Source organism: Georgenia sp. Z2081 (genome assembly GCF_055326445.1).
The window spans coordinates 1-20,454 of the sequence record NZ_JBUZNK010000019.1 but is presented as its reverse complement, the minus strand read 5'-3'; the positions used below and the strand labels follow the sequence as shown (position 1 = coordinate 20,454).

General features: G+C 68.4%; 17 protein-coding genes. 14 read left to right on the top strand and 3 right to left on the bottom strand.

Going from position 1 to position 20,454, the window contains the following annotated elements:
• Positions 1-132 precede the first annotated feature (132 nt).
• The 5 genes from ACZLKG_RS16355 (at position 133) to ACZLKG_RS16335 (ending at position 6,431) form a co-directional block, all read left to right on the top strand.
• On the top strand, positions 133-1,440 hold the full coding sequence (locus ACZLKG_RS16355) for an ISL3 family transposase (protein ID WP_463648948.1): 1,308 nt from the start codon (positions 133-135) through the stop codon (positions 1,438-1,440).
• Positions 1,441-2,036: 596 nt separating this feature from the next.
• Positions 2,037-2,672: a DUF305 domain-containing protein gene (locus ACZLKG_RS16350; protein ID WP_425710221.1), complete on the top strand. Its 636-nt coding sequence runs from the start codon at positions 2,037-2,039 to the stop codon at positions 2,670-2,672.
• Between the two features lie 253 nt (positions 2,673-2,925).
• Complete coding sequence (locus ACZLKG_RS16345; RefSeq protein ID WP_463649331.1) at positions 2,926-4,392, top strand: CAP domain-containing protein; 1,467 nt, start codon at positions 2,926-2,928, stop codon at positions 4,390-4,392.
• A gap of 180 nt (positions 4,393-4,572) precedes the next feature.
• A complete protein-coding gene (locus ACZLKG_RS16340; RefSeq protein WP_425710224.1) occupies positions 4,573-5,313 on the top strand; it encodes a response regulator in 741 nt (246 codons plus the stop codon).
• Positions 5,307-6,431: a sensor histidine kinase gene (locus tag ACZLKG_RS16335; RefSeq protein WP_425710219.1), complete on the top strand. Its 1,125-nt coding sequence runs from the start codon at positions 5,307-5,309 to the stop codon at positions 6,429-6,431. Before ACZLKG_RS16340 ends, ACZLKG_RS16335 begins: the two co-directional genes overlap by 7 nt.
• Before the next feature lie 201 nt (positions 6,432-6,632).
• Here ACZLKG_RS16335 and ACZLKG_RS16330 read toward each other — a convergent pair whose 3' ends face one another.
• A complete protein-coding gene (locus ACZLKG_RS16330; protein WP_425710218.1) occupies positions 6,633-7,280 on the bottom strand; it encodes a TetR/AcrR family transcriptional regulator in 648 nt (215 codons plus the stop codon).
• Positions 7,281-7,407: 127 nt separating this feature from the next.
• Here ACZLKG_RS16330 and ACZLKG_RS16325 point away from each other — a divergent pair, with 127 nt between their 5' ends.
• The 7 genes from ACZLKG_RS16325 to ACZLKG_RS16295 all read left to right on the top strand — a co-directional run bounded on the left by ACZLKG_RS16325 (position 7,408) and on the right by ACZLKG_RS16295 (position 15,326).
• Positions 7,408-8,802: an MFS transporter gene (locus tag ACZLKG_RS16325; RefSeq protein ID WP_463649332.1), complete on the top strand. Its 1,395-nt coding sequence runs from the start codon at positions 7,408-7,410 to the stop codon at positions 8,800-8,802.
• 100 nt (positions 8,803-8,902) lie between these two features.
• Positions 8,903-9,115 carry a heavy-metal-associated domain-containing protein gene (locus tag ACZLKG_RS16320; protein ID WP_425710216.1) on the top strand — a complete coding sequence of 71 codons (213 nt, stop codon included), beginning with the start codon at positions 8,903-8,905 and terminating at the stop codon, positions 9,113-9,115.
• A 1-nt stretch (position 9,116) separates the two neighbouring features.
• Positions 9,117-10,103 carry a heavy-metal-associated domain-containing protein gene (locus tag ACZLKG_RS16315; protein WP_463649330.1) on the top strand — a complete coding sequence of 329 codons (987 nt, stop codon included), beginning with the start codon at positions 9,117-9,119 and terminating at the stop codon, positions 10,101-10,103.
• Positions 10,090-12,411 (top strand): heavy metal translocating P-type ATPase, encoded by a 2,322-nt coding sequence (locus tag ACZLKG_RS16310; RefSeq protein ID WP_463649329.1) that lies wholly within the window; start codon positions 10,090-10,092, stop codon positions 12,409-12,411. The genes ACZLKG_RS16315 and ACZLKG_RS16310 overlap by 14 nt, the downstream gene beginning before the upstream one ends.
• 34 nt (positions 12,412-12,445) lie before the next feature.
• Positions 12,446-12,709 (top strand): hypothetical protein, encoded by a 264-nt coding sequence (locus tag ACZLKG_RS16305; RefSeq protein WP_425710213.1) that lies wholly within the window; start codon positions 12,446-12,448, stop codon positions 12,707-12,709.
• A 104-nt stretch (positions 12,710-12,813) separates the two neighbouring features.
• Positions 12,814-14,961 (top strand): heavy metal translocating P-type ATPase, encoded by a 2,148-nt coding sequence (locus tag ACZLKG_RS16300; protein ID WP_425710212.1) that lies wholly within the window; start codon positions 12,814-12,816, stop codon positions 14,959-14,961.
• A 50-nt stretch (positions 14,962-15,011) separates the two neighbouring features.
• The gene (locus ACZLKG_RS16295; RefSeq protein WP_425710211.1) at positions 15,012-15,326 is read left to right on the top strand and encodes a metal-sensitive transcriptional regulator; all 315 of its coding nucleotides are present in this window, start codon (positions 15,012-15,014) and stop codon (positions 15,324-15,326) included.
• 247 nt (positions 15,327-15,573) lie between these two features.
• Here the strand turns inward: ACZLKG_RS16295 and ACZLKG_RS16290 are convergent, their stop codons facing one another.
• The gene (locus ACZLKG_RS16290; RefSeq protein ID WP_425710210.1) at positions 15,574-15,999 is read right to left on the bottom strand and encodes a heavy metal-responsive transcriptional regulator; all 426 of its coding nucleotides are present in this window, start codon (positions 15,997-15,999) and stop codon (positions 15,574-15,576) included.
• 86 nt (positions 16,000-16,085) lie between these two features.
• Here ACZLKG_RS16290 and merA point away from each other — a divergent pair, with 86 nt between their 5' ends.
• Complete coding sequence (merA, locus tag ACZLKG_RS16285) at positions 16,086-17,450, top strand: mercury(II) reductase (protein ID WP_425710209.1); 1,365 nt, start codon at positions 16,086-16,088, stop codon at positions 17,448-17,450.
• 132 nt (positions 17,451-17,582) lie between these two features.
• Here the strand turns inward: merA and ACZLKG_RS16280 are convergent, their stop codons facing one another.
• Positions 17,583-18,893 (bottom strand): ISL3 family transposase, encoded by a 1,311-nt coding sequence (locus tag ACZLKG_RS16280; RefSeq protein ID WP_463649328.1) that lies wholly within the window; start codon positions 18,891-18,893, stop codon positions 17,583-17,585.
• Positions 18,894-19,140: 247 nt separating this feature from the next.
• Here ACZLKG_RS16280 and ACZLKG_RS16275 point away from each other — a divergent pair, with 247 nt between their 5' ends.
• Complete coding sequence (locus tag ACZLKG_RS16275; protein WP_463648948.1) at positions 19,141-20,448, top strand: ISL3 family transposase; 1,308 nt, start codon at positions 19,141-19,143, stop codon at positions 20,446-20,448.
• The last annotated feature ends 6 nt before the right edge of the window (positions 20,449-20,454 follow it).

Sequence of the window (20,454 nt, the reverse complement as noted above, 5' to 3'; positions counted from 1 at the left end):
GGCTCTTCCGGATTGAGGGTGTAGACGGCCTGGCGCGGTGGTGAGCGAGGTGCCGGCGTGTCAGCGTCCAGATAGGGGTCGAGGTCTTCCGATGATGGGGGTTCTCACGCCACCCACCGGGAAGACCTCGACGTGCCTGACGCTACCTTCGCCCGCCCTGATCTGACCACGTTCGCTCGTCTGGACGAGCTCGGCTTGGAGGTCGTCGGCCAGCGCATCGAGCCTGGTCGGGCGGTCCTGGCCTGCCGGGTCGTCGAACCGGACAGCTGGTGCCGGCGGTGCGGGTGCGAGGGCGTCGCGCGGGACACCGTCACGCGCGAGCTCGCTCACGAGCCGCTGGGGTGGCGTCCCACGACGCTGGAGGTGAGGGTGCGTCGGTACCGGTGCACGGGCTGCGGGCACGTGTGGCGTCAGGACACGACCGCCGCGGCCGAGCCGCGCGCGCGGCTCTCCCGCCGCGGGTTGCGGTGGGCGCTGGAAGGGATCGTGTGCCAGCACTTGAGTGTCGCTCGTGTCGCCGAGGGGCTGGGGGTCTCGTGGAACACCGCCAACGCCGCGGTCCTGACCGAAGGACGCCGCGTCCTCATCGATGATCCGACCCGGTTCGACGGCGTCAGCGCCATCGGTGTCGACGAGCATGTCTGGCGCCACACCCGCCGCGGCGACAGGTTCGTGACCGTGATCATCGACCTCACCGCTGTTCGCGAGGGGACCGGCCCGTCCCGGCTGCTGGACATGGTCCAGGGCCGCTCGAAACACGCCTTCAAGCAGTGGCTCGCGGGCCGGCCGCAGGACTGGCGCGACGGGGTCGAGATCGTCGCGATGGACGGCTTCACCGGGTTCAAGACCGCCGCCGCCGAAGAGCTGCCCGACGCGGTCGCCATCATGGATCCTTTTCACCTGGTCCGCCTCGCTGGCGACGCGCTCGATGACTGCCGGCGCCGTGTCCAGCAGGACACCTGCGGGCACCGGGGCCGCAAGGGCGATCCGCTCTACGCCGCCCGCCGGACCCTGCACACCGGCGCCGACCTGCTCACCGAGAAGCAGTCCCAGCGCCTGGAGGGCCTGTTCGACGGCGACACCCACGTAGCGGTCGAGGCCGCCTGGGCCGTCTACCAGCGCATGATCGCCGCCTACCGCGTCCCCGACCGCGCACATGGTCGCCAGCTCATGGCCCAGCTCATCGACTCCGTCAGCTCCACCGTGCCAGCCGCCCTGACCGAGCTGCGCAAGCTGGGCAGGACCCTGAAGCGCCGCGCCGCCGACGTGCTCGCCTACTTCGACCGGCCCGGCACGTCCAACGGCCCCACCGAGGCCATGAACGGCAGGCTCGAGCACCTGCGCGGCTCGGCCCTCGGCTTCCGCAACCTGACCAACTACATCGCCCGATCACTACTCGAGACGGGCGGATTCCGACCCCAACTACACCCTCGAATGTGAAGAGCCATCAATGCTGAGGTCTGAGTTGGCACCGGGTGCCGAGGCGCAGCCTGCCAGTGCCATCACCGATGCCACGCCGGCCGCAACAAGCCACCGGTCCACCGAGCCTCGACGCCTGTTGTTGGACTTCACGCCTTTCACCCTTCAAGAGCCCTTGGGGGCTCACGTGCCGCTGCCTACACGGGGCCGGTCGTCAGACCGTCCGACCTCGTAGTTCTACAACTTCTCCTACGTGCGTTACTCAGAAGTCTTTTTCGCGCATGGATGCCGATGGGGGCTGGATCCCATCCGGTGTGCGCGAAAGTTGCCAATTGGACCCGCGCTTCCAACGCCACACCATAAGCCCGGTCCAAACGTTGGTGACCTGCACCGCCCGCCCGGTGAGACTCCATGAAGAGTTGATGAAGATTCGCCGCAAACACTGGCATCGATCCCTCACCTCTGGTCGCGCACGGCTAGCGTCGACGCGGCGCCGAGCACGCGGGTGGGCAACTCTGCCAGCAAACCTAATGAGCGGGCCGGCCGATGATGCTTTTCTTGCCGCCCGTCCTGCTAGCCCGGCGCCCCAACTCGAATGATCTGGAGAAAAAGGAACCATGAAATTGAGGACCCTGCTTACCACGGTTGCGGGCGGAACCGTTCTGGCATTGACGCTCGCCGCGTGCGGCAACGGTGACCAAGATGCAGCGACTTCCGCTGCGGCCGAGGAGGAGAGCTCGGAGACGACAACAGAGAGCACGCTGCAGCCGGAGGTATCCGACATGCACAACGAAGCCGACGTGAACTTTGCCCAGATGATGATCGTCCATCACGAGGGCGCCATCGAGATGGCTGACGTAGCGGTGGAACGTGCCGGTAGTCAGGAGGTGCGCACGCTCGCTGAAGGGATCTCCGCAGCCCAGGGGCCGGAGATCACACAGATGACCTCCTGGCTGGAGGCCTGGGGCGAGGAGACCTCTCCGGCCGGTGACGGCGGCATGGACCACGGCGGCATGGAGATGGAAGGGCTGACCCAGGAGGAAGCCATGGTCGAGCTGGAGTCGGTGCCGGACGCCGAGTTCGAACTCCGCTTCCTGGAACTGATGATCGCGCACCATCGCGGCGCGGTGGACATGGCCGAGACCGAACTGGACGACGGTGAGAACCCCGAAGCGCTCGCCCTCGCCCAGACGATGATCGACGACCAGCAAGCGGAGATCACCGAGATGGAAGACATGCTCGAGAGTCGTTGATGCCCAACGGACCCGGGGCAGCACTCATGAGGGCTCGCTCGAGGCTGAGACCCAGCCGCACGGCCACGCGCCGAGAGCCCCGCCACACGATTCCCCCACCTGGTACGGGGCCGCCTCGCGGCGTCAGGGGAAGTTCTGCAGTGCGCCGGATGTCAACCGCGGGACGTGAGCCTGCGCACATGTCCTCGACCCCTAGAAGGTCACGCTTTACTATCGCTCAGGTTACGTTCCGATAACGAGGAGTCCTCCCGACGTGTTTGCACCCCCGCGCGGCCGCCACGCACGGCACCGCACCCTTGCCCCCCGGGTCGCCACCGCGCTCCTGACGGTCGCCGCGGCGACGTCGGTCGCCACGAGTGCCCAGGCCACCGACACCTCCGGCGCAGTACGCACCGTCACCCCGAGCATCCGCACCGACGTCGGCTGGCAGAACCAGGTGGCCAACGCGATCGCCGCCCAGACCAACGCCTACCGCGCGGCCAACGGGCTGTCCCAGCTCACGCGCAGCGGCTCGATCGACTCGGTCGCCCAGTCGTGGTCCAACCACCAGGCGAGCATCGGCTCGATGGTCCACCGCGGCGACTACGGAGCCTCGGCCGTCCCCGGCGGCTCCTCCGGCACCTCCGAGATCCTGTCCTGGGGCATGTACCCCGACCACGGGGCGGACTACTTCATGAGCCAGTGGCGCAACTCGCCGGTGCACAACAGCATCCTGCTCACCGGTTCGTACACGCACTTCGGCGTCGGCGTGGCCGTCTCGGCCGACGGTCGCGTCTTCGCGACGCAGAACTTCGCGACCTACCCGGGCGGCGGCCCGGGCGGCTCCACGCCCGCTCCCGCCGAGCCCGCGCCGGCGGAGCCTGCTCCCGAGCCGGAGCCGGAGCCGGAGCCGCAGGCCGAGCCGCAGCCGGATGCACAGGCCGAGGCCCAGGCGCAGGCCGAGGCCCAGGCCGCACGGACCGACGACGCAGCCTCGCGCGACACCGCCCGCACGGAGCCGGAGCCCGAGCCGGTCCGCCCGCCCGGGACCCCGCGCTTCCTGCTGTCGGACGAGCTCGCCGGCGACGCCGTGCACAACTTCCTCTACGGCGTCGAGGGCGACGAGATCTTCGTCGGCGACTGGGACGGCGACGGCACCGACACGATCACGGTGCGCCGCGGCAACGAGCTGCACGTCTCGGACACCCTGGGTACCGGCCCGGCGGAGCGCGTCGTCGAGCTCGGGGCTGGCGAGGGCCACGAGATCGTTCAGGGCGATTTCGACGGCGACGGCACCGACACGTTCGCGGTGCGTCACGGCAACGTCCTGCACATCATCAACGACCTCGACAACCCGGGCGAGATCGAGCTGGCCGCCTTCGGCGCCGACGGCGACACGCTCCTCGTCGGCGACTGGGACGGCGACGGCACCGACACGTTCGGCGTCCGCCGAGGCACCGACGTCGTCTACACGAACGACCCGACCGGCGCGAGCGTCGACGGCGAGTTCTCCCTCGGCGAGGCGACCGACCTCGTCCTCGTGGGCGACTGGGACGGTGACGGCGCGGACAGCCTCGCCCTCCAGCGCGGCGCCGACTTCTTCGTCAGCAACGAGAACGCGGACGGCGCCGAGGTCGAGGAGACCCGGTACGGCCGCGACGGCGACACCGCCGTCTTCGGCGACTTCGACGGCGACGGTTCGGACAGCCTCGGCGTCGTCCGCATCGAGCAGACCCGCTGACCCGGCCCCCCCGGCTGCATCAGCACGACCCGACGGGGTCACCGGTCCCACCCTGGACCGGTGACCCCGTCGCCGTCCGGACCGGACCAGCCAGCCGCGTGAACGACGTCGGTCGATCTGATCGACGGGGTGCTACCCGGCGATTCGCACGATCGCGGACGGGTGAGCCACCGGGAGGCGATGCTCTTGCTTCACGATGACGCCGTGGCTCCGCACGCTTCCCCTGACGCGAATCTGCCGCGAGTTCTCGTCGTGGACGACGAGGCGCCATTGGCGCGACTGGTAGCGAGCTACCTGGAACGTGACGGCTTCGAGGTCGAGGTCACCGGCGACGGGAACGACGCGGTCGAGCTCGCGCGGCGATGGCACCCCGGCGTGATCGTCCTCGACCTGGGCCTCCCGGGCATCGACGGCATCGAGATCTGCGGGATCGTGCGCACCTTCTCCGACTGTTACATCATCATGCTCACCGCCCGCGTGGAAGAGATCGACAAGCTCCTCGGTCTGTCGGTGGGGGCCGATGACTACATGACCAAGCCGTTCAGCCCGCGGGAGCTCGTCGCCCGGGTGCGGGCGATGCTGCGCCGCCCGCGCCTAGACTCGGGCGACACCCGTCGCTCGGCGTCGTTCGGGCCGCTGACGGTGGACGTCGTAGGCCGGGAGGTGTTCCTCGCCGAGCATCCGGTGGAACTGACCCGCACGGAGTTCGACGTCCTGTCCGCGCTCGCGACACGCCCACACATGGCTTTTTCCCGGCGCGAACTGATCGAGGCGGTGTGGGGGCCGGGCTGGGGCGGCGACGAGCACCTCGTCGACGTACATGTCGGACATCTCCGGCAGAAGCTCGGTGACAAGGCGTCCGCGCCGAAGTTCATCCGGACAGTTCGTGGGATCGGTTACCGGATGGGGCCGGGATGGTGAGCAGCGGCCGGCCGAGGTCATGGGGGTTGGGTGCTCGGCTGCTTGCGGCGATCGTGGCGGTCATCCTCGTGGCAGCGGGCACTGCGTGGGTTGTCGCCGCGGCCATCGGGCCGGTGATCTTCCACGACCACATGCTCATGGCCGAGCCGGCGGAATCGGATGTCGTCGCCCACGCCGAGCAGGCCTTCACCACTGCGTCGACGCTGGCCCTCTCCCTTGCTCTGCTCGCCGGCCTCCTGACATCGGTCGTGGTGAGCGTCCTCGTCACCCGGCGGATCGCCAGGTCGTTGGAACGGGTGCGGCACGCGGCAGCCAAGGTAGCGAACGGGGACTACGAGGCCCGTGTCCCCGAGGTGCACATGGGGTCCGAGTTCGACGATCTCGCGGCGGCTTTCAACACCATGGCCACCGATCTGGGGCAGATCGAACAGACACGCACGCGGATGCTCGGGGATCTGGCCCACGAGATGCGCACCCCTGTGGCAACGCTGGACGGCTATCTCGAGGGCATGATCGACGGCGTTGTCCAGGTGGACGAACCGACCTTGGGCATGCTGCGCGAGCAGGCCGGTCGGCTCTCCCGCCTGGCACATGACATCACCCTGGTCACCGCGGCCGGCGAGGGACGGTTGAGCATGCGACAGGAACTACTGGTCGTCGGGGACCTCCTCGACGATGCCTGGGCCCAGGCGCGGGCAGGGTATGCGGACAAAGGTGTCCACCTGCACCTCAGCGGCACCGACAGCGACCGACGCACCACCATCGTGGCCGACCGTGACCGGCTCGGACAGGTGCTGACGAACCTCCTCGACAACGCGTTACGACACACACCCGGTCACGGGCGGGTGGAGCTGGGCGTCCAACGCGACGTGCCCGTCCTCCGGTTGTGGGTCAAGGACAACGGCGACGGAATCACCGCTGAGCACCTGCCGCACATCTTCGAACGCTTCTACCGGGCCGACGCCGCCCGCGACCGCGCACACGGCGGATCAGGGATCGGGCTCGCCATCGTCCGATCCATCGTCGAAGCCCATAGCGGCACCGTGACCGTGACCAACCCCGGCCCGGGCGCCCTGTTCACCATCGACCTGCCTATGAACCACCCTCAGCCCGCGTAGGGCACAGTGGGAAACGTTCAGACGGCTCGACAGTGCGCGGCACTGAGCGGTACAGAGGGCAACTCATCGTCCGGTCGGGCCGGATACGTACGACTGTGGGACGTTGATCTTCGTTCGCTGGGATCAGCGGTGCTGCTCAGTGACTTCGTCGAGAAGCCCGCGCCCGCGCCCGCGCCGATGATGCCCACCCGTGAGCGTTCATCATGTGCTTCCGGGCTGCGCAGCGTTCGCAAAAGCCGGCAGCAGGATGGCGTCGATGAACCAGGGGGCGTCCTCGGCGTTGAGCCGCCCGGCTCGCACTTCCTCGGCCGCCCCGTTGATCACGACGTGGGTAGTGGCCAGGAGCCAGCTGACCGGAAGGTCAGCGCGAAAGGCGCCTTCGTGCTGACCACGCTCGAGCAGGTCGCGCATGCGGGCTTCGGCCTTCTCGTGGTGTTCGCGGATGCGGGCTGCAGGCAGTTCCTTCTGCGCCGCAGCCAGCACGGCCCTCGCCTGGTCCACGAGGACCCAGCTGGAGGCGACGAGCCGCTGGAACGCCTTACGGGCGTCACCGTCCAGTGACACCTCGCGCAGGACCTCCTCACCGCGTTCGAGGCTGTCGATGAGTGCAGCCTCGATGAGTTCGGTACGGGTCGCGAAGTGCCCGTACAGCGTCATGCGGCCCACCCCCGCCTCGGCAGCGATGTCGGCCACCGAGGCGTCGGGGTGCTCGCGGATCGCAGTGACGACCGCCGCCAGGATCTTCGCTCGGTTGCGTTGCGCGTCGGCCCGCTGGTTGGCCGCGCGGCGGTCACCTGCTGCGGGCGCTTGCTGGGGCCCGTCGTTCGTCAGGGGCTTCTTGGCCGCCATGCTCCACCTCAGTACTCGTACGGGAATGTATGAGATAGTCTAACCGCTGTATCTCGTACACACATGATTGAGTTGCGTGGGCGAAGCGCAGAACCCATGGGCACCGTCGAGTAGAAGGAGATCGATGATGACTGCGACACAACACGAGCAAGTAGGCGAAGGGGCCCACCCCAAGCGCTGGCTGGCGCTGGGCCTGTTGGGCACGGCCCAATTCATGTTGATCCTCGACGTCACGGTCGTGGCGATCGCCCTGCCGCAGATGGGACTGGACCTGAACCTGTCACGCGAGGCGATGACCTGGGTGGTGGCCGCGTACACAGTGACCTTCGGCAGTCTGATGCTCCTGGGTGGGCGCAGCGCCGATCTGTTCGGCTCCAAACCGATCGTCTATACCGGGCTGTTCATCTTCACCGCCGGGTCGCTGCTGGCCGGGCTGTCCGAGAGCGGCGGCGTCCTGCTCGGCGGGCGAGTCGCGCAGGGCCTGGGTGCAGCGCTGCTCTCACCCGCCGCCCTGTCCGTGGTGGTGCGACTGTTCACCGGCGACGAGCGCAACCGCGCCCTGGGTATCTGGTCCGCCCTCGGCGGTGGCGGCGCGGCGGTCGGCGTGTTGCTCGGCGGCCTGATCACCGCGGGGCCGGGCTGGCCATGGGTGTTCTTCATCAACATCCCCGTCGGTCTCATCGTGCTGGCAGGCCTGCTGTGGGTGCTCCCACCACTGCCACCTGGCGCCGGCCCGCGGCCATCACTCGACATCCTCGGCGCGCTGCTGGTCACCGCAGCGACGGGCTCCGCGATCTACGCCCTGACCGTGGCTGGTGAGCTCGGTTGGACCAGTCCGCAGACTCTTATCGCTGCGGGGGCGGCCGTTGTGCTCTATCTGCTGTTCGGGTGGCGACAGAAGACCGCTGCATCCCCGCTGATGAATCTCAGCCTGCTGGGCCGACGATCTGTGGGTGCCGGGGTGTTCGTGATCCTGATCGCCACCGCGCTGATGGTCGCGGTGTTCTTCCTGGGCACCTTCTACTTCCAGCAGTTCGCCGGACATGGCCCTCTGGCAACCGGCTTGCTGTTCCTGCCGATCGCACTGGCCACGATGACAGGTGCCAATCTCGGCGGACGCCTGATCGCCCGCCTGGGAGCGCGCGCCCTGGGAGCTGTCGGCATGCTCATCGCAGCCATCGGCCTGATGGTGCCCGCCTTGTGGCCCACAACCGTGGCGACCACGATCGGCATCAGCTTCGGAGCCTTCGGTATCGGCGCACTGTTCGTCGTCGCCGCGGCCACGGCGCTGGGACAGATCGGGCCGGCGGAGGCCGGCATCGCCTCGGGCCTGCTGAGCACCTTCCACGAGTTCGGCGCCTCGGTCGGCGTCGCCACGGTCTCCAGCATCGCAGCCCTCAGCCTCGCCACCGATGGTGGCACCGCAGGCTTCCAACAGGCCTTCACGGCCGCCGCCATCGCCGCAGTGGTTGCCGCCGTGATCTCAACGATCGCGATTCCGCGGCAACCCGCTCGCACCTAAGCCGCGAGCCTCACCCCTGTGGGCTCACCACTTGCATCAGATACCCCTACCAGGTATAAGTGGTGATACCCCCCCTGAGGTATCTCTGAAGGAGAAGGACATGACCACTACGTCCACATACACCGTGACCGGCATGAGCTGCGGCCACTGCGAGGGCGCGATCCGCGCCGAGGTATCGCAGATCGCCGGAGTCCAGGACATCGAGGTCAGCGCGGCCACGGGCCGCTTAGCCGTCACAACGAACGACCCGGCGGACGATGCCGCGGTGATCGCCGCGGTCGACGAGGCCGGCTACCAGGCCACCCCCAGCTGATATGCGAGCCCCGGCACGGCTCGGTTTGTACGGGCTGCTCCTCGTGTCCGTGTTCGCCGTGGCATTCGTCACGGCGGGCGCGGTCATCCCCGAGCAGACCGTGCAGAGCTGGACAGAAGAGACGGAACAAACCGATCACGCAGGGGAACAAGACATGGGCACCGGCGGCCACGAGACACACACCGACGATGCGTCCTCACTGGGTCTCGGCGTCGCGCAGGACGGCTACCGGCTCACCGGGGTCACCGCTCCCGCGGAGACCGGCACCGACGGCGACCTGTCACTGATCGTCACGGGACCCGCCGGGGACCCGGTCACCGACTTCGAGCTGGAGCACGAGAGGGAGTTGCACCTGATCGCGGTCCGCGCTGATGGGCAGCACTTCCACCACGTCCACCCCGAGATGAACGCGGATGGCACCTGGTCGATCCCCTGGCAGTGGGATGCAGCCGGCTCCTACCGCGTGTTTGCCGACTTCGTGCCCGCCGAGGCCGGTGAGGGCATCACTCTGTCGACCTCGGTACAGGTCGCCGGCAACTACGCCCCAGCACCGGCTGAGCCTGCCACCACGACCACGGTGGATGGCTACGAGGTCAGCGTGACCGGCGACCTGGTGGCAGGTGCATCGACCCGGCTGACGATGGCCATCACCCGTGACGGGCAGCCGGTCACCGAGCTGGAGCCGTACCTGGGGGCCTTCGGGCACTTGGTGGCGCTGCGTGCGGGCGATCTGGCCTACCTGCACGTCCACCCGCACGGCGAGGAGCCCCAGCCGGGCCAGACATCGGGACCGGAGATCGTGTTCGAGGCCACCGCGCCGACCCCGGGACGGTACCTGCTCTACCTCGACTTCCAGGTCGAGGGTCAGGTCCACACCGCACCGCTGGTGCTGGATACCACCGGCGACGCCGGGACAGACCACGGCGAGGCCGAAGAGTCGGACCACACCGATGAGCACGAGGAGGGAGGCGGCCATGACCACGACTGAGAACACCACCGGCGCCAGCAGCGTCGAACTGCAGATCGGTGGCATGACCTGCGCCTCGTGTGCGAACCGGATCGAGAAGAAACTCAACAAGCTCGACGGGATCACCGCCAGCGTCAACTACGCCACCGAGAAGGCCAGCGTGAGTGGACCGGAGGGCCTGGACCCGCAGACGCTGATCGCCGAGGTGGAGAAGACCGGCTACACCGCCGCCCTCCCCACCCCCGCGAAAAGGGCCGGTGACGCACCGGGCAGCGAGGCCGAATCGGCCGAGGACGCCGAACTGCGCTCGCTGCGCCAACGGCTCATCGGTTCGGCGGTCCTGGCTGTCCCGGTGATCGCGATGGCGATGATCCCGGCACTCCAGTTCGACTACTGGGGCTTCGCCTCGCTCGTGCTGGCCGCCCCGGTGGTGGTGTGGGCCGGCTGGCCCTTCCACAAGGCAGCCTGGACCAACCTGCGCCATGGTGCGGCGACGATGGACACCCTGATCTCGGTGGGCACGACCGCAGCCCTGGTGTGGTCGATCATCGCGCTGTTCTTTGGCACCGCAGGCCAACCCGGGGTGGTCCATCCGTTCGAGTTGACCATCTCCCGCGGTGAAGGTCTCGGGCACATCTACCTGGAGGTCGCAGCCGGGGTGATCACGTTCATCCTGCTGGGGCGCTACTTCGAGAAGCGGTCCAAGCGCCGCGCCGGTGCCGCCCTGCGGGCGCTGCTGGAACTCGGCGCGAAGGAGGTCTCGGTCCTGCGCGAGGGTCGGGAACAGCGGGTGCCGATCGAGGAGCTCTCCGTCGGTGACGAGTTCATCGTCCGGCCCGGGGAGAAGATCGCCACCGACGGGGTCATCACCTCGGGCAACAGCGCCATCGATGCCTCCATGCTCACCGGAGAATCCGTACCGGTCGAAGTGACCGAGGGCGATTCGGTCACCGGTGCGACGGTCAACGCCGGGGGCCGACTGGTCGTGCGGACAACCCGTGTCGGCTCCGATACCCAGCTGGCGCAGATGGCGAAGATGGTCGAGGATGCCCAGTCCGGTAAGGCCGAGATCCAGCGGCTGGCCGATCGGGTCTCGGGGGTGTTCGTCCCGATCGCGATCGCGATCGCCGTCGCCACGCTCGGGGCCTGGATCGGCGCCGGTTTCCCCGTCAGTGCGGGCTTCACCGCCGCGGTGGCGGTGCTGATCATCGCCTGCCCCTGCGCCCTGGGGCTGGCCACCCCGACCGCCCTGCTGGTCGGCACCGGGCGGGGGGCGCAGATGGGTGTGCTGATCAAGGGTCCCGAGACTTTGGAATCCACGCGCCGGGTCGACACGATCGTGCTGGACAAGACCGGCACCGTCACCACCGGCAAGATGACCCTGGGCGATGTGATCGTCGCCGAGGGAGTGGATCGTACCGAGCTGTTGCGACTGGCCGGCGGTCTGGAGGATGCCTCGGAGCATCCCATCGCTCAGGCGATCGCCGCTGGAGCTACCGCCGAGGTCGGCGCCCTTCCCACGCCGGAGTCCTTCGAGAACGTCGAGGGCCTCGGTGTCCAGGGTGTCGTCGATGGGCGCACGGTCCTCGCCGGCCGCGAGGTCTTGCTGCGCGACTGGTCGCAGCACCTCGACGAGAATCTGCGGTCGGCCAAGCAGGCCGCCGAGGCGCAGGGCAAGACCGCGATCGCGGTCGGCTGGGATGGTCGGGCACGCGGCGTGCTGGTCGTGGCCGATCAGGTCAAGCCCACCAGTGCCGAAGCGATCGCCCAGTTCAAAGAACTCGGTCTCACGCCGGTGCTGCTCACCGGGGACAACCAGAGCGTGGCCGAGCAGGTCGCCTCGGAGGTCGGCATCGAGTCGGTCATCGCCGAAGTCCTGCCCAAGGACAAGGTCGATGTCGTGGCCCGCCTCCAAGACGAAGGCAAGGTCGTCGCGATGGTCGGCGACGGCGTCAACGACGCTCCCGCCCTGGCCCAGGCCGACCTCGGCCTGGCGATGGGCACCGGCACCGACGTCGCGATCGAGGCCGCCGACATCACCCTCGTCCGCGGTGACCTCCGAGCCGCGGCGGACGCGATCCGCCTTTCCCGGCGCACGCTGGGCACGATCAAGACCAACCTGTTCTGGGCCTTCGCCTACAACACCGCTGCCATCCCGCTGGCGGCCTTCGGTCTGCTCAACCCGATGCTCGCCGGGGCGGCCATGGCCCTGTCCAGCGTGTTCGTCGTCAGCAACAGCCTGCGCCTGCGGACCTTCACCGCCCGGGCCGATGACAGTGCGCCAGCTCCCACACGAGCACCGGCTGAGCGTGAACCCGTCCACGTCTGACACCGGCATCAACACCACAGGAAAGGAACACACGATGACCGCACATGAGGACCACAACCACCACGAAACACCGCAGGGCGGAGGGTGCCACAGCCACCAGCCCACGACGGAGAGCCTGGCCAGTGTCGGGGCCGACGAGATCACCGAGTGCCCCGTGATGGTCGGCACCGCGGTGATCAAGTCCGAGGCCGAAGAAGCCGGACTCGCCCGCGACTACAACGGGCAGCGGTACTGGCTGTGCTGCGCCTCCTGCGGGCCGCTCTTCGACGCCGACCCCGAACGCTACGTCGCCGCATAAGCACATTCGACCGGTCCCGCTCGCCCCGACCCCAGTCCGGGGTGAGCGGGACCGCCGCCCCGGTGAACCAGGAACGGTCAGGGGCGCAGGAAGGAGAAAACAGCATGAGCCACGACCATCCGACCGCGTCACAGACCGCGACGCACGACGACCACAGCACGCACGATGCACACGACCAGGGCATGCATGACAGTCATGCAGGCCACCACGACCACGCGGATCACGAAGCCCCCGGTGGTCACGCCGGGCATGCCGGGCATGGTGACCACGTCGGTCAGTTCCGTCGCCTGTTCTGGATCATGCTCGTTCTCGCCGTGCCCGTCGTTGGGTTCAACGACATGTTCGCCGACCTCATCGGCTACCAGCTGCCCGAGGCCGAATGGGTCTGGTGGGTCTCGCCGATCCTGGGCACGGTCATCTACTTCTGGGGCGGCTGGCCGTTCCTGACCGGCGCAATCTCGGAGATCCGCTCCCGCAAGCCCGGCATGATGCTGCTCATCGGCCTGGCCATCACGGTGGCGTTCATCGCGTCCTGGGGCGCGAGCCTGCGCCTGCTGGACCATGAGCTGAACTTCTGGTGGGAACTGGCCCTGCTGGTGGTCATCATGCTGCTGGGCCACTGGATCGAGATGCGGTCCCTGGCCCAAACCACGTCCGCCCTCGACTCCCTGGCAGCGCTGCTCCCGGATGAGGCCGAGAAGGTCGACGGCGATCAGGTCGTGAAGGTTGCCCCCGCCGACCTCATCGTCGGCGACGTGGTCATCGTCCGCCCGGGCGCCGCGGTGCCCGCCGATGGAAAGATCGTCGACGGGTCGGCGAGCATGGACGAGTCCATGGTCACCGGAGAGTCGAAGACGGTACGTCGCGAGACCGGTGAGCAGGTCGTCGCTGGCACTGTCGCCACCGACTCCGGGCTGCGCGTCGAGGTCACTGCCACCGGTGACGACACCGCCCTGGCGGGCATCCAGAAGCTCGTCGCCGACGCGCAGGCCTCGTCCTCGCGCGCGCAGCGGATCGCCGACACCGCCGCTGCCTGGCTGTTCTGGTTCGCCCTCGGCGCCGCATTGATCACCGCAGTCGTCTGGAGTCTTATCGGCCTGCCGGAATCCGCGGTCGTGCGCACCGTCACCGTGCTCGTGATCGCCTGCCCTCACGCGCTGGGACTGGCAATCCCGCTCGTGGTCTCCATCGCCACCGAGCGCGCAGCCCGCGGCGGCGTGCTGATCAAGGACCGGCTCGCCCTGGAATCGATGCGCACCGTCGATGCCGTGCTGTTCGACAAGACCGGCACGCTGACCAAGGGTGAGCCCACCGTCACCGCCATCGAACCGGTCGGGAACCGCAGCGCCGAGGAGGTACTGGCACTGGCCGCGGCGGCGGAATCCGACAGCGAGCACCCCCTGGCCAAGGCCATCATCGGCGCAGCCGGTGCCCGCGAGCTTCCAGTCGCGAAGGCGCGGGACTTCTCCTCCTCCCCGGCAGTCGGGGTCAAGGCAACAGTGGACAGCTCCGTGATCGAGGTCGGCGGCCCGTACCTGCTCGACCAGCACGGATTGGAGGAACTGTCGGTCGCCGACGAGTGGCGGGACGAGGGCGCGATCATCCTCCACGTCCTGGCCGACGGTGAGGTCATCGGGGCGCTGCGGCTGGCCGATGAGATCCGCTCCGAATCCCGTGAGGCCGTCGACGCCCTGCACGCTGCCGGCGCCCAGGTGGTAATGATCACCGGTGACGCGCAGGCCGTTGCCGACACCGTCGCGAAGGAGCTGGGCATTGACCGGGTCTTCGCCGGAGTGCGGCCCGAGGACAAGGCTGCCAAGGTCGCCGAGCTCCAGGACGAAGGCAGGAAGGTCGCCATGGTGGGCGACGGCGTCAACGACGCCCCTGCTCTGGCCCAGGCCGATGTCGGTATCGCCATTGGTGCCGGCACCGATGTCGCGATCGGTTCCGCCGGGGTCATCCTGGCTTCCTCCGACCCGCGCTCGGTGCTCTCCGTCATCGAGCTCTCCCGCGCCAGCTACCGGAAGATGAAGCAGAACCTGTGGTGGGCCGCCGGCTACAACCTGATCTCGGTGCCCCTGGCCGCTGGCGTGCTCGCACCGATCGGGTTCGTGCTGCCGATGAGCATCGGCGCGATCCTGATGTCGGTCTCGACCGTCGTCGTCGCGCTCAACGCTCAGCTGCTCCGCCGCCTCGACCTCACGCCCGAGGCCAGCGCGGCCAAGATCCTTGACCAGGACACCTCCAAGTGATCGCCCCGGCGGTGCCGGATCGAGTACCGCACACCTCAGGAGAAGACACGATGGGCACCATCACCACGCCATCAGCCGAAGTCGACCATGGCTACATCAGTGACAAGGACCGCTACCTTGCCCGTCTCAAGCGCATCGAGGGACAAGCACGCGGCATCCACCGCATGATCGATGAGGACACCTACTGCATCGACATCCTCACTCAGATCAGCGCCGTCACCTCGGCGTTGGAGAACGTCGCTCTGGCCCTCTTGGACGACCACCTCAAGCACTGCGTGGTGGATGCCGCCAGGACCGGTGGCTCCGAAGCCGACGAGAAGATCAAGGAAGCCTCCGCGGCCATCACTCGCCTCGTGAAGTCCTGAGGAGGCAGTCATGGGTAGGACGCGAAGGGCGCTCAGCGGCGTGCATGAGTGGCGTGATGCCCTCGAGGCACGGATCGACCACCACAACCAGCACCGACCGCGCTCGGCGTGCGGAAGCCGCCCTTCACGCGATTGATCAACGTCCCCGAGCAGCACAACTAGTAGCCCCACCGCAGCCGCCTACCTTCGTCTTGTTGGGGTAGACCCTGCGCGGAGTAATCCGCGGATCGACACCGGATTTAGGTGTTCAGCTGCTGGAGGAGCGGTCGGTCAGTTGGCTGGTCGGGATGGCGTGGCAGACGTGCTGGGGGAGGCACTGGCCGGGATCCAGTGTGGTCGCCCGCTGGCTGAGCCGGCGCACATGCTCGAGCAGGTCACTGAGGGCGGTGATGCGCGCTTGGAGGGCGGTGGCGTGGTTCTCCAGCATGGCAGCGACGTGCTGGCAGGGTGCTCCGCTCGCCTCCCGCGCCGAGATGACATCGCGGACCTGAGCGAGGGTCAGACCGGCGGCCTGGGCTGCCTTGACGAACGCGAGACGGTCGACCGCACTGGAGTCATAGACCCGGTAGCCCGATGTGGTCCGAGCGGGCGCCGGCAATACACCGGCCGTCTCGTAGAACCGGATGGTCTTGGGACGCACACCGGTCTGCGCGGCCAGCTCTCCGATACGCATGCCTCGACCGTACGCCCTTGACCTTCCAGTGTGCTGGAAGGTTTACGGTCGAAGCGACCGGGTGCGGACCGAAGGAGAGATAGTCCATGGAGTACGACTTGATCGTCATCGGCACCGGAGGTGGGGCCATGGCCGCCGGGATCGAGGCGCGCTCCCGGGGCAAGAGCGTGCTGCTCATCGAGCACGGTCCGCTCGGCGGTACCTGCCTGAACGTGGGCTGCATCCCGAGCAAGAACCTGCTAGCCGCCGCCGGTCAGCGCCACCGCGCCTTGGCCAGCCCGTTTCGTGGTGTGCCCACCAGCGCTGAGGGCGCGGTGGTGGGCGAACTGATGACCCAGAAGCAGGGACTCATCGAGGACCTGCGCCAGGCGAAGTACGCCGACGTCGCCGAGGCCCACGGGTTTCCCATCATGTACGGGCACGCGCAGTTCCTCGACGAGCAGAGCATCCAGGTCGGGAACCGGACGTTGCACGCTGGGGCATACGTCATCGCAACCGGAGCAACCCCGCACATCCCCGACCTGCCCGGTATCGGTGCGGTCGACTACCTGACTTCGACCACCGCCATGGAGCAACAGAACCTGCCCACCTCCCTGGTCGTGCTCGGTGGTGGGTACGTCGGCTTGGAGCAGGCCCAGCTGTGGGCCCAGCTGGGCGTGAACGTCACCCTCGTGGGCCGAGTCGCCCCCTACGCTGAACCCGAGGTCGCTGACGTGCTCCGCACCGCCTTCCAGGAGGAGGGCATCGCGGTGATCGAGGAACACGGGCGGGAAGTAGCGCCTCACGCCGGAGGGGCCATCGTCACCACCGACAGCGGCGTTCACGTCCATGGCCAGCGGTTGTTGATCGCCACCGGTCGCCGCGCCAGCACCAGCGGTCTTCGGCTGGACGCCGCCGGAATCGGCACCGACGCCCGCGGATTCATCCGCGTGGATGAGAACCTGCGCACGACCAACCACCGCGTGCACGCCGCCGGGGATGTCTCCGGTGCCCCGCAGTACGTTTACGTCGCCGCGAAGACTGGCCGGGTCGCCGCCGCCGGTGCGCTGGGTGAGCCCTCCACGGTGGACTACCGCGGCCTGCCCGGGGTCACCTTCACGACTCCGCAGATCGCCAGCGCCGGACTGACCGAAGCCCGCGCCCTCGAGCTCGGCCACGACTGCGACTGCCGAATCCTGGGGGCGCAGGACATCCCGCGCGCACTGGTCAACCAGGACACTCGGGGGGTCCTCAAACTCGTCATCGACGCCCAGACCCGCAAGGTCCTGGGTGTGCACGCTGCACTTGACGGCGCCGGAGAGCTCATGCTCGCCGCGACGTACGCCATCAAGTTCGGGCTGACCGTCGAGGACCTGGCGGACACCTGGGCGCCCTACCTCACGATGAGCGAAGCCCTCCGCATAGCGGCCGGCCTGTTCCGTTCGACCATGCCCACCAGCTGCTGCGCCTGAACAGCGTTGACCGCCGAGCGTGAACCCGTACCCAGGTACGAGTCGCCGGTGCGGGCTTCTTTACACTGGCACGGTGCCGTTGGCCCCCTCGACCCGAGCGATGGAGCGCCACCAGATTGGCCTGTATCTGGCTCATCGCAGTTGAGGGTGTAGGTGGGGTCTGAATCCTCCTGCTTCGAGCAGGCTGCGGGCGGTGTAGTGGGTCAGGTTCCGGAAGCCCAGTGCGGAGCCGCGCAGGTGCTCGAGCCGCCCGTTGATCGCTTCGGTCGGGCCGTTCGACGTGCCGGGTCGATCGAAGAACGCGAGCACGTCGTTGGCTCGCTGCTTGAGGGTGCGGCCGAGGCTGCGGATCTCGACGAGCGCGGCAGGGACGCCGCCGCGCAGGGCGTCGATCACGGCCCGCATCGCCAGTTTCGCCTTGTTCTTGTCGGGCTCGCGGTAGGCGGCCACGATGCGCTGGTAGATGCCCCATGTCGCCTCGACCGCGACGTGCTCGTCGCTGGCGAACAGCGCCTCGAGACGGGCGTACTGCTTCTCGGTGAGCAGACTGGCGCCGGTGTGGAGCGCGCGGCGCGCCTTGTAGAGCGGATCGCCGGCGCGGCCGCGATGCCCGAGCGTGTCCTGCTGCACCCGCTGCCGGCACCGGTCCAGCGTATTGCCGGCGAGACGGACGACATGGAACGGGTCCATCACCGGTACCGCGTCAGGGAGCTCTTCCGCGCTAGCGGTCTTGAACCCGCTGAACCCATCCATCGCGACCACCTCGACCCCGTCCCGCCACTGCTTCGGGCGACCCGCGAGCCACTGCTTGAAGACGGCCTTCGAGCGGCCCTGGACCATGTCCAGCAGCCGGGCGGGACCAGACTTCTCGCGGACGGGGGTGAGATCGATGATCACGGTGACGTACGTGTCGCCCAATCGCGTGTGGCGCCAGACGTGCTCGTCGACACCGATCGTGGTCACCCCGTCGAATCGGGCGGCGTCGTCGATCAGACGCCGCCTGCGCTCGGCGATGATCGCGCTGTTCGCGGTATGCCACGACACCCCGAGACCGGCCGCGGCCCGCGAGACAGTGAGATGGTCGACGACGATCGCCCCCAGCGCCCAGTCCAGCCCGCCGCGAGAGATCTTCGCCCGCGGGGCTGCTGCCGCCGTGGTGTCCTGCCGCCACGTCTTCCGGCAGTGCTCGCATCGGTAACGGCGCACCCGCACATGCAGGACCGTGGGCCGTCGTCCGAACGGCTCATGCGCAAGCCGACGAACCACCGTGTCCCGCGGCACGCCCTGCGCCCCGCACGCCCGGCACCACGGATCGTCCTCGACGACGCGGCACTCGATCACCGCCCGACCCGTCTCAAGACGTTGTCCCACAGCTTCGAGACCAAGTTCATCGAGGCAGCAGAACGTGGTGAGGCACGGCGCGGCATAGGTAGCGTTGAACACGTCGAGGTCTTCCGGATGGCGAGCGTAGGAACTTCCATCATCGGGGGACCTCGACCCCTACCCGGCTACCGCCACACGCACCCTCTCTACACCCTCAACTGCGAAGAGCCTATTGGGCTCTTCCGGATTGAGGGTGTAGACGGCCTGGCGCGGTGGTGAGCGAGGTGCCGGCGTGTCAGCGTCCAGATAGGGGTCGAGGTCTTCCGATGATGGGGGTTCTCACGCCACCCACCGGGAAGACCTCGACGTGCCTGACGCTACCTTCGCCCGCCCTGATCTGACCACGTTCGCTCGTCTGGACGAGCTCGGCTTGGAGGTCGTCGGCCAGCGCATCGAGCCTGGTCGGGCGGTCCTGGCCTGCCGGGTCGTCGAACCGGACAGCTGGTGCCGGCGGTGCGGGTGCGAGGGCGTCGCGCGGGACACCGTCACGCGCGAGCTCGCTCACGAGCCGCTGGGGTGGCGTCCCACGACGCTGGAGGTGAGGGTGCGTCGGTACCGGTGCACGGGCTGCGGGCACGTGTGGCGTCAGGACACGACCGCCGCGGCCGAGCCGCGCGCGCGGCTCTCCCGCCGCGGGTTGCGGTGGGCGCTGGAAGGGATCGTGTGCCAGCACTTGAGTGTCGCTCGTGTCGCCGAGGGGCTGGGGGTCTCGTGGAACACCGCCAACGCCGCGGTCCTGACCGAAGGACGCCGCGTCCTCATCGATGATCCGACCCGGTTCGACGGCGTCAGCGCCATCGGTGTCGACGAGCATGTCTGGCGCCACACCCGCCGCGGCGACAGGTTCGTGACCGTGATCATCGACCTCACCGCTGTTCGCGAGGGGACCGGCCCGTCCCGGCTGCTGGACATGGTCCAGGGCCGCTCGAAACACGCCTTCAAGCAGTGGCTCGCGGGCCGGCCGCAGGACTGGCGCGACGGGGTCGAGATCGTCGCGATGGACGGCTTCACCGGGTTCAAGACCGCCGCCGCCGAAGAGCTGCCCGACGCGGTCGCCATCATGGATCCTTTTCACCTGGTCCGCCTCGCTGGCGACGCGCTCGATGACTGCCGGCGCCGTGTCCAGCAGGACACCTGCGGGCACCGGGGCCGCAAGGGCGATCCGCTCTACGCCGCCCGCCGGACCCTGCACACCGGCGCCGACCTGCTCACCGAGAAGCAGTCCCAGCGCCTGGAGGGCCTGTTCGACGGCGACACCCACGTAGCGGTCGAGGCCGCCTGGGCCGTCTACCAGCGCATGATCGCCGCCTACCGCGTCCCCGACCGCGCACATGGTCGCCAGCTCATGGCCCAGCTCATCGACTCCGTCAGCTCCACCGTGCCAGCCGCCCTGACCGAGCTGCGCAAGCTGGGCAGGACCCTGAAGCGCCGCGCCGCCGACGTGCTCGCCTACTTCGACCGGCCCGGCACGTCCAACGGCCCCACCGAGGCCATGAACGGCAGGCTCGAGCACCTGCGCGGCTCGGCCCTCGGCTTCCGCAACCTGACCAACTACATCGCCCGATCACTACTCGAGACGGGCGGATTCCGACCCCAACTACACCCTCGAATGTGAAGAGCC